We start from the raw sequence: 14385 nt of genomic DNA on the forward strand, positions 1-14385 counted from the left end.
GTTTACTTATTGGCATTCATACAATAATTACTATATTTGTGGAAACAAATCTTTAAACCATATTTATACCATGAAACATTTATTTTTTGGAAAGCTATTGGTTGTGTTGCTCTCCCTTTTCTGTGTATGTTCGGTATCCGCACGCAAACCTATCAAGACGTTGTTGATTACCGGGCAAAACAATCATAACTGGCAAGTTAGTCATGTTGTTTTAAAGCAAATACTGGAAAACTCCGGTCGTTTCTCCGTAGATTTCGCTGTGTCTCCTTCACAAGGACAGGATATGTCCGGTTTTGTGCTTGATTTTGCTCCGTATGAATTAGTTGTGTTGGATTATAACGGTGATTCATGGCCGGAAGAAACAAACAAGCGTTTTCTGGAGTTCGTGCAAAATGGCGGGGGAGTGGTCGTTTATCATGCGGCAGATAACGCATTCTCCAAATGGCCCGAATTTAATAAGATATGTGCCTTGGGAGGATGGGAAGGACGAAATGAAAACTCCGGTCCTTATGTGTACTGGCAGGATGGCAAACTAGTCAAGGATAGTTCTGCCGGTCCGGGCGGTTCGCATGGAAAACAGCATGAATATGTGTTGAACGGGCGCGATAAAGTTCACCCCATCGTAAAAGGATTGCCATTGAAATGGCGTCACACCCAGGATGAACTATACGACCGTATGCGTGGTCCGGGTAATATCGGAGACTTGCTTTATACGGCTTATTCGGATAAAGAGACTGGAGGTTCAGGACGTGAAGAACCGCTGATCTTTACCGTCGATTACGGAAATGCCCGTATCTTCCATACCATGCTCGGACATGCCGGTGCTACTGTTGAAGATAATACAGCTATGCAGTGTACAGGCTTCCAGGTCTTGTTACTGCGCGGTGCAGAATGGGCAGCAACCGGAAAGGTAACTCAGAAAGTGCCCAAAGATTTCCCGACTGAGACACAAAGTAGTTACCGGAAGGATTATAAGGAAAAAAAATAAATAGATATTATTTTCTTTTGAAAGAAAAGCAATTAAGAAATCAAGGCTGCATCTGGTTTTTACCGGAGCAGCCTTGATTTTTTATCTATCCTTCTATGAAGGAAAAATAGGTTTATTCAGCTCGTAATGTATCTGCCGGAGCAATTTTAGATGAGAGGTAAGCCGGATACCAGGCTCCCAGTGTGATAAAGAATGCCATAAGCAGATAAGTCGATATCAAACCGGCAAAGACGCGGAAGAAAGTGACCGGCATAACATTCGTGTCAATCAATTCCATTTTCGCAATATTGATGCAGATGATAGCGGCAGGGATAGCCACCAGGCTTAATAACAGCCAGCCTTCTCCGATCATCATTTGCAATATCTGGCGGCGTGTGGAGCCAACAGCCAGGCGGAGGCCGATTTCAGATTTCCTGTACTCATTACGGAACCAGAAAGTGCCGATGATTCCCAAGAATATATTGAAGATCAGGAATGCCATAAAGGCTATCCGGTAACGGATGGCATCTGTCACTCCGTTTGTCAGATAAAGTCTGTTTCTCAGGTCGTCGTAAGAGTCGACTTTGGAAAGTATGAAATTACCGACATTTATCTGTTCCCTTATATCCCGTTGGAAATCTTCTATGAATTTTTGTTTGTTGAGCCCGGGTTTTACCCGTATACTGATTTCTAACGACCAGGCGAGTTGTTGCTCATTCCATTCCTTGAAATAGGAAGTAGGCAACAGAAAGTAAGCCGCTCTTTCTTCCCGGCTGTAATCGTCACGTTTTAATATCCCGCAAACACCTCCTATCCGAAAAGAATTGTCATTCTTCATGTAAATAGAACGTCCTTTAGCCTGTTCTCCGGGGAAAAGTTCTTCAGCCAGTTTACGGGAAATGACAATGTCCTTTTCGGTCAAAGCATCTTTTAAAGAAGATCGGTCTTCTTCGTTCAAGGGGCGGACTCTGAATACATCGAAGTAGGAAGGAGTAACCGGTAAATATTGGAACTGCACTATTTTCGAACTATCTTTTCCCATTTGGTTATCCATATAACTGGGGTTATAAGGACTACTATTCTGTGTCAGGCAAACTTTTTCTACCTGTGGATATTGTCGGATACGTTCTAAAATAGATAGGTATAGGCTACCTGCCTCTTCCGTGTTTTCATGGTGAATATAGTTGGGACTACTTTGCGGCACAGTTGTGAGCCGTACCTGGTAGGTGTCTTTTATCTCGTAAGCGCTATTGATTGAATTTGCATATCCGATCGTTATGAAGTAGTCCATAATATACCATAATAAAATGAATACCAGGAATAATTCAGCGGCAATCCAGGCATTTTGCCGGCGTTGTTTCCATAAAAGTTTTAAAAGATGATGTATCATGATTCTAGTTATTTATCGTTTAAAGCATCGACAATGGGACGTCTGAGTGCACGCCAGGCAGGAACGAGAGCGGACATCAGATTTAAAACCAGGCAGAAGATCAGCGTATATCCGAAAATTGCGGGGTTGATCAGCATGCCGGGAGAAAGATCGATAGAGGCGGTGAGCGAACTGCCGTCCCAGTCGTAATTACCCAGCAACCATCCTTTCAGCATAAATATCAATCCGTAGGAGATCAATAATCCGATCAGTCCGCCTAATAATGTGAGCAGCAGGTTTTCATATAATATCTGCAAAAGCAATGTTCTGTTCTGGGCCCCGAACGCTTTACGGATACCTAATTCTTCCATGCGTTTTTTCATGCGTGATGCAGTCATTCCCGTCAGATTGATGGAAGGAACCAACAACAGAAGGAGTACTACTGAAAAGATTTGTATAAAGACTTTCATGAATTCCGGACAGGAGAAGGAATCTGTGCGTAACCAGGCACGTAGAACGGTGTCAGGCTGTTCGTTTAGTACAAAATTATATTGTGGAATATTTGCACTGTAACGCCGACAATTTTCTTCGGCTTCCCGGCGGATTGCATCAAAGTCGCCTGGTTTCTTTGCCAGGATATAAAGCTGCATATGACCTAAAATAAAATCACACCATTTACTTCCCTGTATCTGTGAAGGACGGTTGGTGAAAGGTATCCACATTTCAGCGTAACAGAATTGTGCTATGGAAGGTACATCTTCCACAACGCCGGAGACCTGGTACTCTTCAAAGTTCAGCAGAAATGTTTTACCTGTTGCATCCGATGTATTGAACAGCCTGCGTGCCAGTGATTCGCTCACGACAGCTTTTCTGATTCCGGAGGTAAACTCTTCTTCCGTATAAGGTTTTCCGGCAAGGAATCTGAATTGGAATATTTTCCAGAATGTAACATCTGTACCCATCACAAGTCCGTTGTATACTTCATCACTCCCCGGGGTTTGTATAAATTCGGTTTGTTCTCCGATCGGGAGGATGGCAGTGACAGCCTCCGGAGTCTGCATTGAATAAAAGCATTCTTTGATGGTCGGATAAGAAAGCCGGCTACTTCCGTTTCCCTGACCTTCCACTTTGTTTAGAATTTTTCCGTGCTGTATGACCAGCATCCGGTCACGGTTGGTTTCCGGAGCGATATTTCCTGTTCGGAAATAATATAAGATAGCCAGTACCATGACCATCGTAATGGCCAGACCGGTACCGGTTATATAAATGATGCTAAAGAACTTGTTTTGTCTCAGCATCTGCATAGCCTGCCTGAGATAGACCTTATACATAGAAGACTTTGTTATTATTGTTTGGAATCTATAATAACAAAGTCTGTGCCATAAAGGTAAAAGCCTGTTGTTCAGTCTATGGACATACTTTTTACTGTTCGTTATCGGACATAGTGTTCATTTTTGTAAGGCTTATTATTCCATCTTCCAGCGAAAAATGTTCATCGTGATCGGCCAGGTAGCGGATTACGGTGATGATCTTGTCAGCGGGAAAAGGTAGGTTCTCCGTCAGTTTCTTAGCCTCCTGCGGACTGTCGGTCAAAGCCTCCTGCAATGCGTCACGGATGGCATTGAACGTATGGTTGTTCAGACCCGAATCGTTTTTTGCCAGACATACATCGCAACAACCGCAATCGGAAGTCCCTTTTTCACCGAAGTAAGAGATCAGCATCCGGCTCCGGCATATCCGGTTTTCGTTGATGTATTCCATGACCCGGTTGATACGGCTTTCAAAACGTTCTTTACGCTCTTCGTAAGCCGAACGGGGGATAGACAGATATTTAATCTCCTCCCGGGTACGGGTATAGATAATGAGAGGTGTTTTCTTATGAGGGATGTAATTGACAATCCGGTATTTGGAAAGTCCGACCAGCACTTCATAAATCTCCTGCTGACTCAGTCCGGTACGGGTAGAGATCAGCCCTTCATTAATATATACGTAATCCGAGAACAGGCCGGTGTAGGAACGGAGTATCGTTTGTATAACCTCGTCCGTCTTTTTATCCTGATGCAGGTATTTGTAAAGCTCGTCACGTGTGGCGGTAAATACCAGACGAGAAGCATTTTCCTGTTCTTCCGTATATTCTATGTAGCCTGCCAGTTCAAGTATCTTTAGGGCATGATGTGCTTGTAGATGCGAAAACTTATAGGCTGTGCAGAAATCGACCAGGGAGAAGTCGTGTACTGTATCCAGTCCGAAACCCATTGCTATCTGATAATAATTACCTAAAGCATCGTACACCCGACTGATAAAATCCCTGTCCGGAAATTCATCGGCCAGCCGTTTCTTCAACTTTGTACAATCTATATTGGAACACAAAGCGACAGCGTAAGCCCTCTGTTCATCCCGTCCGGCGCGTCCGGCTTCCTGATAATACTCTTCCAGCGATCCGGGCATATCCATGTGGACCACCAGACGTACGTCCGGCTTGTCGATACCCATTCCGAATGCATTGGTCGAGACAATTACCCGGCACTCGTTATTCTTCCAACGGTTCTGGCGAAGGTTTTTGTCGTCGCGGTTGAGGCCGGCATGAAAGAAATCGGCTGATATGCCGGCTTGCTGAAGCAAGACTGCAATTTCCTTTGTCCGTTTCCGGTTGCGCACATAAACGATGGCCGTTCCGGGAACTTTTCCCAGAATGTATATCAATGTGTTTATCTTATCTTCCGTCTGACGGACGATATAGGACAGGTTCTTCCGGACGAAACTTTTCCGGAATACATTCTTTTCCCTAAAATGTAGCCGTTCCTGGATATCATTCACTACCTCCGGAGTAGCTGTTGCCGTCAGGGCAAGAACCGGCACACCGGGAAGATCTTCCCGGATATCGGCAATGCTCAGGTAAGAAGGACGGAAGTCATATCCCCATTGCGAAATACAATGGCTTTCGTCGATAACCAGCAGACAAACATTCATTGCCTGTAGCTTACTTTTGAATATATCGGTCCCTAACCGTTCAGGCGAAACGTACAGGAATTTATAATCGCCGAAGATACAGTTTTCCAGCTGGGCGATAATCTCCTGGCGGGTCATGCCCGAATAGACGGCAGTTGCTTTTATCCCCAACCGGCGCAGGTTATCCACCTGATCCTTCATCAGAGCGATCAGCGGGGTTACGACAATACATATTCCTTCCATTGCCAAAGCCGGAACCTGGAAGGTAATCGATTTACCTCCCCCTGTCGGCATTAGCCCGAGTGTATCTTTCCCCTCACAAACGGAGTGAATAATATCTTCCTGTAAAGGACGAAAAGCAGGGTATCCCCAATACTTTTCTAATATCTTATGGTAGACGTCCACCGGTTCCCTTCATATGTCATCGACCTTTATGTCTTTAACCATGAGTTGCAAGGTCGTGTTTCCGTTATATGTATTCTCTTCAATCGTATAGCAGATATTAAAAGGTTTCATCCCTTTAATATGCGGGCTGTGCTGATGCATTCCGAAAGCGATGCCATGGATGGGCGTGTTCGATTTGTCGTCTATCAGTTCCAACTTGATATGTTCCAGTTCTTTGCCGACCAGCTTGCTTGTTCCGTAATCTTTCACGTTCAACGAGCAGAATACCGGTTTCTGGTTGTCCGGTCCGAAAGGATTCATCTTTTTCAGTTCGCTCATGAACTTGGTATTGATGTCCTTCAGGTCGAGAACGGCGTCAATGTCGATTTGCGGGATCATCTGTTCGGGGATAATCTCGTCGGCAGCCAGCTTCAGGAAACGCTCGGTAAATTCGTCCAGATTTTCTTCTTTCAGAGAAAGGCCGGCGGCATAGGTATGTCCCCCGAAGTTTTCCAGTAAGTCACGGCAGTTCTCTATTGCCTTATAAATGTCGAAACCGGTAACTGAGCGGGCAGAACCGGTGATTAGTTCGGATGATTTAGTCAGCACAACAGCCGGGCGGTAATATTTTTCCGTCAGGCGCGACGCAACGATTCCGATAACTCCTTTATGCCAGCCGGGATTGTAAACGATTATCGCTTTCCGGTCTTCCATATTGGCGAATTCATCGATGATGGCGTTGGCCTCGTCGGTTATTTTCTTATCGAGTTCGCGTCGTTCGTCATTGTATTGGTTGATGTTTTCACTCTTCTCGCGGGCTGATTCTACATCTTTGGCGAGAAGCAGGTCGACTGCTTCTTTTCCGTTCATCATCCGTCCGGATGCATTGATGCGCGGACCGATCTTGAAAACGATGTCGCTGATGGTTATCTCTTTCCCGGTAAGTCCGCAGATGTCGATGATGCCTTTCAGTCCCAGGCTGGGATTACTGTTCAATTGCTTTAGTCCGTAATAAGCCAGGATACGGTTTTCTCCCGTAATAGGCACGATATCGGATGCAATGCTGACAGCCGTCAGTTCCAGTAATTTCTCCAGTTCGGAGAAAGGGAAGTTATTGCTTTTGGCAAAAGCCTGCATAAATTTGAAGCCTACGCCACAACCGGACAGATGCTCGTACGGATAGATGGAATCAACGCGTTTAGCATCCAACACCGCAACGGCATCGGGCAATGTATCATCCGGCATGTGATGGTCACAGATAATAAAGTCAATGCCTTTTGTCTTTGCATACTCAATCTTTTCGATTGCTTTGATTCCACAGTCGAGCGAAATAATTAATGTGACTCCGTTGTCGGAGGCATAATCAATCCCTTTATAAGAAATACCGTACCCTTCGTCATACCGGTCGGGGATATAATAATCCAACGTCGATGAATAGGGTCTTAAATACTTATACACAAGCGATACGGCAGTCGTACCGTCTACATCGTAGTCGCCGTAAACCAGAATCTTTTCTTTATTGCCCAAGGCTCTGTTCAACCGTTTCACCGCCTTATCCATATCCGGCATCAGGAACGGGTCATGCAGATCGTTCAGATTGGGTTTAAAGAATTTTCTGGCTTCTTCGGCCGTCGTAATCCCTCTCTGAACAAGCAGGAGACAGATGACCGGGCTGAAACCGATTTCGGCTGCCAGTGCATCTCTCTTATGTAATTCTTCTTCTGTCGGGGTTTGAAAATTCCATTTGTTAATCATTATATATTGTTTTTTTCTTTTTATCTCCCTAAAAATAATGTGCCAATTACTAATGTGCCCATATGCTAATGATAATACCTTATAAAATCCTGATTTCCAGGATTGGCACATTTGCATATTGGACTATTGGCAAATTATTATTTTTGAATCCGTAAAGTTAGAAATTAAAATGGAGAATTTTGGTGGGGCTGGCGAAATATTAACAATAAAATTTCCAGTTTGTGAAACCTGATACACTTCCTATGGTTGTTCAATGGTATCAGCCGGCGGTGGAAAACTTTCATTTGCTTGGCGGTGGTTGTGGCATACAATTATTTTCTGTTTATATCGTTAGTTGGAAAATAAACCTGTATATTTGTCACAATATTTTAAAAAACAATGACGGAAGATATTAAAAAAGCCTGCGAAGTGATGCAGGAAGGGGGTATAATCCTTTATCCGACAGATACTATCTGGGGGATTGGTTGCGATGCGACCAACGAGGATGCCGTACAGCGTGTGTACGAGTTAAAGAGAAGAGCAGACAATAAGGCTATGCTGGTTCTTATGGATAGTTCTGCCAAATTAAATATGTACGTGAACGATATTCCGGATATTGCCTGGGATTTGATAGAAGTAGCGGACAAGCCGCTGACTATTATTTATTCGAATGCGAAGAACCTGGCAAAGAATCTGCTGGCTGACGACGGTAGTGTAGGTATCCGTATTACCAATGAAGAATTTTCCCATAAGTTATGTGAGCGTTTCCGTAAACCGTTGGTCTCTACTTCTGCCAATGTGAGCGGGGAATTGTCTCCGGCCAATTTCTCTGAAGTGTCCGAGGTAATAAAGAATGGTGTGGATTATATCGTTTCCTACCGCCAGGATGATATGAGCAAGGCACAACCGTCGAACATCATTAAATTGGGTGCCGGAGGTCTTATTCAGGTGATCAGATAATAATGAAAAGAAGCAGAGAGGCCGCAAAATACATATTATCGGATTTTATATCGGCAGCCGTAGCCTGGTTTTTATTTAACTGGCTGCGCTATGAAGAACTGGCAGTATATGAGGGCGCTACTTCCTTTACCAGCTATCTGGGGTATGTACAGGTGGTGAAGGGACAGTTGTTCGTTCCGTTCTTTTGGCTGATATTATATTATTTTTCGGGTTACTACAACAAACCATTCGGTAAGTCAAGACTGACGGAGTTATTCTCTACGTTTGTGACGACACTAATCGGAGTGGTATTTATATTTTTTGTTGTGGTGCTGAATGATTTGCCTCGCTCTTTCCATATTTATTATGAGTTGTTCTTCGTCCTTCTCGGATTGCAGTTCTTTCTGACGTATATTCCCCGCCTGGTAATTACACAGAGCGGTTTGCGGAAGATTAAAAGCCGGGAGTTGGCAATGAACGTGCTCATTATCGGTGCCGGGAAGAAAGCAACCCGTATTGCAGGTGATTTGCACCGGATGGGATACCATATTTCAGGTTTTATTCCCGAAGATGATGCGGCTCCGGTAGAAGTGGAGAAAGAGCTGGTTGCCGGAACTTTATCCGGATTGGCTTCGGTTGTGGCAGATAAGAAAATTGATGAACTGGTACTGGCTGCCGAAACGGAGGACAACAAAAAACTGCTTACGATTCTTTATTCGCTTTATCATTATAAACTGCCAATCAAGGTGTTGGCGGATAAGTTGAGTATGTTGTCGCAGGTGAAGATAAAGACAATCCGCGGGATTCCGCTGGTGAATGTGACGGAGAATAACCTGTCGGCGGTGGAAAAGAATATAAAGTTTGTGATGGATAAGGTTGTCTCTGTGTTGGTCTTGCTGATATTTTCGCCGATGTATCTTTATATAGCCTGGCGGGTGAAGAAAGATTCGCTGGGACCGGTCTTTTTCCGTCAGGAACGGATTGGATATATGGGGAAACCTTTTTATATCTATAAGTTCCGGACGATGTATGTGGATGCGGAAGATAACGGCCCTCTGCTTTCATCGGAGAAGGATAAACGGATTACTCCGTTCGGCCATATATTGAGGAAATACCGGCTGGACGAGTTTCCGCAGTTCTGGAATGTACTGAAAGGCGATATGTCAATCGTCGGTCCACGGCCGGAACGGAAGTATTTTATCGACCAGATTGTGAAAAAAGCTCCTTTTTATTATTTGTTGCATAATGTGAGACCGGGTATTACTTCATTGGGAATGGTGAAATACGGTTATGCCAATGATGTCGATAAGATGATAGAGCGTTTAAAGTATGATATATTATATTATGAAAATATGTCGTTAGTGCTGGATATAACAATTTTGATTTATACGGTGAGAACGGTATTTACAGGTAAAGGTATTTGAAATGGCAAAAGAAGGTTTATTTTACAGGTTCCTGTTGTGGAGGGACAAGCATATAAAAGAAAAGCATTTTATTCTGGTAATCAGTTTCCTGGTCGGAATATGCACGGCAGCGTCTGCGATTATCCTGAAACAGTTGATACACCTGATTCAGCATTTACTTACTGGGAATTTTGATGTGAGCGGGGTGAATTACCTGTACCTGCTTTATCCGGTAATCGGTATTTTGCTGGCAGGGTTGTTTGTAAAGTATATTGTGCGTGACGATATCAGCCATGGGGTAACGAAAATCCTCTATGCTATTTCGCAGCGCAAAAGCCGTATCAAGCCTCATAATACCTGGACTTCCATTGTTGCCAGTTCGGTGACGATTGGTTTTGGTGGTTCGGTAGGAGCGGAGGCTCCGATTGTACTGACGGGAGCGGCCATCGGTTCCAATCTCGGACGCCTGTTCCGGATGGAGCAGAAGACGTTGATGCTGTTAGTCGGTTGCGGTGCGGCAGGTGCAATTGCCGGTATCTTTAAGGCGCCGATTGCCGGGTTGGTTTTTGTGATCGAGGTCTTGTTGCTTGACCTGACGATGACGTCGGTGTTGCCTTTGCTGATTTCATCGGTGACGGCGGCGACGGTTTCCTATATTTTTACGGGGACGGAAGCGATGTTTAAATTCTCGCAGACAGAAGTGTTCGAGATAGAACGTATCCCATACGTGTTGTTGCTGGGTGTCTTCTGCGGATTGGTTTCTCTTTATTTTACGCGGGTGATGAACCGGGTGGAAGGGATGTACCGCAAGTTGGGTGTGTACTGGAAGAAGTTCCTGCTCGGCGGTGTTATGCTGAGTGTGCTTATCTTTCTTTTCCCTCCGTTGTATGGTGAAGGTTACGACACGATTGGTTCGTTGCTGAACGGGCAGTTCTCCCATATAATGGATAAGAGTTTGTTCTATGATTTGAATGATACTTACTGGGGAATCCTGGTATTCCTGTTCCTGATTCTGCTGACTAAAGTGTTTGCCTCGAGTGCGACCAATGCCGGCGGGGGATGTGGTGGTATCTTTGCACCGAGCTTGTATCTGGGTTGTATTTCCGGTTTCCTTTTTGCGCATGCTTCCAATTATTTCCCTTTCACCATGTATATCTCTGAGAAGAATTTTGCATTGTTGGGGATGGCGGGAATTATGTCGGGCGTCATGCATGCGCCGCTTACCGGTGTGTTTCTGATTGCGGAACTTACCGGTGGATACGACCTTTTCCTGCCGCTGATGATTGTTTCCATCAGTTCGTACCTGACGATTCTGATGTTCGAGCCTCACAGTATCTATTCGATGCGTCTGGCACAGAAAGGTGAATTGCTGACCCATCATAAAGACCGCGCCGTACTGACTTTGCTGAATACGGATAGCGTGATTGAAAAGGACTTCCAGGTCGTTTCTCCGGAAATGTCGCTGGGAGATATGGTGAAGGTGATTGCAAAGAGCGGACGTAACTCGTTCCCGGTAGTCGATGAAAAGGGCGTTTTGCTGGGAATCGTGTTGCTGGATAATATCCGCAACATTATGTTCCGTCCGGAGTTATATAACAGGTTCCATGTATCCAAGTTCATGGTGTCGGCTCCGGCTAAGATATGTATCGGGACACCGATGGAGCAAATCATGGGTGTTTTTGATGATACAAAGGCTTGGAACCTTCCCGTGGTGGATGAAGAAGGACGTTATGTCGGCTTTATGTCGAAATCGAAGATATTTAATTCATACCGCGAAGTATTGGTAGAAAACTTTTCAGGAGATTAAAAGATGGAAAAAAAAGAGTTACGGATTGTATATATGGGCACCCCCGATTTTGCGGTGGAGAGCCTGAAAGCCTTAGTTGAAGGCGGATATAATGTAGTAGGAGTGATTACGATGCCGGACAAACCGGTCGGACGTCACGGAAGTGTCTTGCAGGCAAGCCCGGTGAAGGAATATGCCGTGTCGCAGAACCTTCCTGTCTTGCAGCCGGAGAAGTTGAAAGATGAGGCATTCCTCGCTGAGTTGCGTGCTTTGGAGGCTGATTTGCAGATTGTAGTCGCCTTCCGTATGCTGCCGGAGGTTGTCTGGAATATGCCCCGTTTCGGAACATTCAATCTTCATGCGTCTTTGCTGCCGCAGTACCGTGGGGCGGCTCCCATCAACTGGGCGGTGATTAATGGCGATACGGAAACGGGTGTGACCACCTTCTTCCTGACACATGAAATAGATACCGGCAAGATTATCCGTCAGAAACATTTGTCGATAGCCGATACGGATGATGTCGGAATCGTACACGATGCCCTGATGACTATGGGTGCCGGCCTGGTGACGGAAACGGTGGACTTGTTGCTGGAAGGAAAAGTGGATGCCGTTCCCCAGGAAGAGTTTTTTAAAGACCCGGCAGAACTTCGCCCGGCTCCGAAAATATTTAAGGAAACTTGTCGGATAAACTGGAATCAACCATTGAAGAAGATCTATGATTTTGTCCGCGGGCTCTCTCCTTATCCTGCTGCATGGACGGAGTTGGTTGCTCCGGACGGAAGCCGCATGGCGTTGAAAGTGTATAAGACGGAAAAGCGTCCGGCTTCGCATGACCTGGCAACCGGCACTATCTGTACGGATGCAAAGAGTTATGTCGATGTGGCTGTTGAAGACGGTTATATTCGTTTCCTGACGTTGCAGCTGGCCGGAAAGAAACGGATGGAAATAAAAGATTTCCTCAACGGTTTCAAACAAATCGGTGATTATACAGTAGAATAATAATGAAGGAAACCAGGCGCATTATCTATATAACACTGGGTTCTTTCTTCCTGATATTGGGAGCAGTCGGCGTATTTGTTCCGTTGCTCCCGACTACTCCTTTCTGGTTACTTACCTGCTGGTTTTATATCCGTAGTTCCGAAAAGTTATATAACCGGGCGATGGATAACCGTTATTTCGGACCGTATATCCGAAATTATCTGGTAGACAAAGCAATCCCGCTACGTTCAAAGATTATCTCGGTGGCGGTGATGTGGCTGTCTGCCATTCTTACTTCTCTTTTCCTTATTGAATATCTTTGGGTGAAAATCTTGCTGATCCTGATAAGTATCGGGGTGACCTGGCATATTCTTTCGTTTCCTACAAAAAAGTAAAATTTCTTTAGCCGTATATAATTAGGAGAGTAACGGATAGATACTGTAATAATGGTAATTATATCTGTAATTCGTCTACCAACAACCTCGCCGGATTGTTCTATTTTTGTATCATCAATAAAAACAAAGAACTCGGTTTATGAACTTAATAAAAAAGAGTAAGTGGCGTATGATAGCAGGAATAATTATAGGTATACTGATCGTATTGGGAGTGGCTGGTATTGCATTTCCGGACATTGATCTGGCTATTCTGGAAAACGGACAATATAACGAAGACTGGCAACATATCCATCTGATGCCGGCTGCCCTAGGTGAGGCTGCCCGTGATCTGAAAGCGAAAAGGCTCGTCACTGTCCATCATTCCAAATACGCACTTGCCCGTCATCCCTGGGACGAACCGTTGAAGAATGAACTTGAAGCAGCTACCCGAAACTCGTTGGACCTGATTGCCCCGGAGATTGGACAGGTAGTAGAGTTGGAGGTCCGGTAATTTTGTATCACGTAAAACAATTAAATAAATTATGGAAACAGTAAAATTGAACAACGGCGTGGAAATGCCGATTTTGGGTTATGGTGTCTATCAGGTGACACCCGAAGAATGTGAACGTTGCGTACTGGATGCTTTGAGTGTCGGCTACCGTTCTATCGACACCGCACAGGCTTATTTTAATGAAGAAGGGGTTGGAAATGCGCTTGTTAAAAGCGGTATTTCCCGGAGCGAGGTATTTATCACCACCAAAGTCTGGATATCCAACGGAGGCTATGAAAAAGCAAAAGCATCTATCGACGAATCCCTGCGCAAACTGCAAAGCGATTACATCGACCTGCTCCTGATTCATCAGCCTTTCAACGATTATTACGGTACTTATCGTGCCATGGAAGAGGCCTGTAAAGCAGGCAAGGCACGCGCCATCGGCGTAAGTAACTTCTATCCCGACCGTTTTATCGACCTGGCAGAGTTTTGTGAAATAAAGCCGGCTGTCAATCAAGTGGAAACACACGTCTTCAACCAGCAGATAGAACCGCAGAAAATCATGGAGCGCTACGGCACCCGTGTTATGTCGTGGGGTCCGTTTGCCGAAGGACGGAACGATTTCTTCACAAACGAAGTACTGAAAACGATAGGGGAGAAGTATGGAAAATCAGTGGCACAAACCGCTTTGCGTTTCCTTATCCAGCGCGGTGTCATCGTCATTCCCAAATCAACTCACAAGGAGCGCATGATTCAGAATATGGAAGTGTTTGATTTTGTCCTGACGGAAGAAGATATGCAGGCTATAGCCGGACTCGATAAGGCCAAAAGTCTGTTCTTCTCGCATTACGACCCGGAGATGGTGAAATGGCTGATTGATCTGGTAAAATAATGAAGTAACGAAAAAGGCTTTATTGGCTAATTGTGAGTTGATTACAGTTTCCTCGTAGTTCCGTGCTCAGGAAACTCCAGTTCCCTGCCTAGGAAACGGTAATTTCCTGCGGAGGGA

11 protein-coding genes and 1 pseudogene are annotated in these 14385 nt (G+C 44.9%); 8 read left to right on the forward strand and 4 right to left on the reverse strand.

Annotated features, from left to right (window positions below; genetic code table 11):
- Window positions 1-70 precede the first annotated feature (70 nt).
- Window positions 71-988: a ThuA domain-containing protein gene (locus NBH15_RS00355; protein WP_244051007.1), complete on the forward strand. Its 918-nt coding sequence runs from the start codon at window positions 71-73 to the stop codon at window positions 986-988.
- Window positions 989-1100: 112 nt separating this feature from the next.
- On the opposite strand, the gene NBH15_RS00360 is transcribed toward NBH15_RS00355, so the two are convergent.
- The 4 genes from NBH15_RS00360 to recJ all read right to left on the reverse strand — a co-directional run bounded on the left by NBH15_RS00360 (window position 1101) and on the right by recJ (window position 7424).
- The gene (locus NBH15_RS00360; RefSeq protein ID WP_128133968.1) at window positions 1101-2357 is read right to left on the reverse strand and encodes an ABC transporter permease; all 1257 of its coding nucleotides are present in this window, start codon (window positions 2355-2357) and stop codon (window positions 1101-1103) included.
- Window positions 2358-2365: 8 nt separating this feature from the next.
- Window positions 2366-3667: an ABC transporter permease gene (locus NBH15_RS00365; protein ID WP_250821725.1), complete on the reverse strand. Its 1302-nt coding sequence runs from the start codon at window positions 3665-3667 to the stop codon at window positions 2366-2368.
- 91 nt (window positions 3668-3758) lie between these two features.
- Window positions 3759-5690: a RecQ family ATP-dependent DNA helicase gene (locus tag NBH15_RS00370; protein WP_244051009.1), complete on the reverse strand. Its 1932-nt coding sequence runs from the start codon at window positions 5688-5690 to the stop codon at window positions 3759-3761.
- Window positions 5691-5699: 9 nt separating this feature from the next.
- Window positions 5700-7424 (reverse strand): single-stranded-DNA-specific exonuclease RecJ, encoded by a 1725-nt coding sequence (recJ, locus tag NBH15_RS00375; protein ID WP_007657149.1) that lies wholly within the window; start codon window positions 7422-7424, stop codon window positions 5700-5702.
- A gap of 378 nt (window positions 7425-7802) precedes the next feature.
- Here recJ and NBH15_RS00380 point away from each other — a divergent pair, with 378 nt between their 5' ends.
- The 7 genes and pseudogenes from NBH15_RS00380 to NBH15_RS00410 all read left to right on the forward strand — a co-directional run bounded on the left by NBH15_RS00380 (window position 7803) and on the right by NBH15_RS00410 (window position 14268).
- On the forward strand, window positions 7803-8363 hold the full coding sequence (locus tag NBH15_RS00380) for an L-threonylcarbamoyladenylate synthase (RefSeq protein WP_010802933.1): 561 nt from the start codon (window positions 7803-7805) through the stop codon (window positions 8361-8363).
- Between the two features lie 2 nt (window positions 8364-8365).
- Window positions 8366-9766 (forward strand): sugar transferase, encoded by a 1401-nt coding sequence (locus NBH15_RS00385; protein WP_128133967.1) that lies wholly within the window; start codon window positions 8366-8368, stop codon window positions 9764-9766.
- Between the two features lies 1 nt (window position 9767).
- A complete protein-coding gene (locus NBH15_RS00390; RefSeq protein ID WP_128133966.1) occupies window positions 9768-11552 on the forward strand; it encodes a chloride channel protein in 1785 nt (594 codons plus the stop codon).
- 3 nt (window positions 11553-11555) lie between these two features.
- Window positions 11556-12530 carry a methionyl-tRNA formyltransferase gene (gene fmt / locus NBH15_RS00395; protein ID WP_244051010.1) on the forward strand — a complete coding sequence of 325 codons (975 nt, stop codon included), beginning with the start codon at window positions 11556-11558 and terminating at the stop codon, window positions 12528-12530.
- 2 nt (window positions 12531-12532) lie between these two features.
- On the forward strand, window positions 12533-12904 hold the full coding sequence (locus NBH15_RS00400) for a YbaN family protein (protein ID WP_128133965.1): 372 nt from the start codon (window positions 12533-12535) through the stop codon (window positions 12902-12904).
- A gap of 217 nt (window positions 12905-13121) precedes the next feature.
- Window positions 13122-13394 (forward strand): annotated as a pseudogene (locus NBH15_RS00405) (MBL fold metallo-hydrolase); the annotation flags it as partial.
- Between the two features lie 31 nt (window positions 13395-13425).
- Entirely contained in the window at window positions 13426-14268 is an 843-nt protein-coding gene (locus tag NBH15_RS00410) for an aldo/keto reductase (protein ID WP_250821726.1), read from the forward strand.
- Window positions 14269-14385: the final 117 nt, after the last annotated feature.

The sequence above is a fragment of the Parabacteroides caeci genome, assembly GCF_023656795.1.
Taxonomy (GTDB): domain Bacteria; phylum Bacteroidota; class Bacteroidia; order Bacteroidales; family Tannerellaceae; genus Parabacteroides; species Parabacteroides segnis.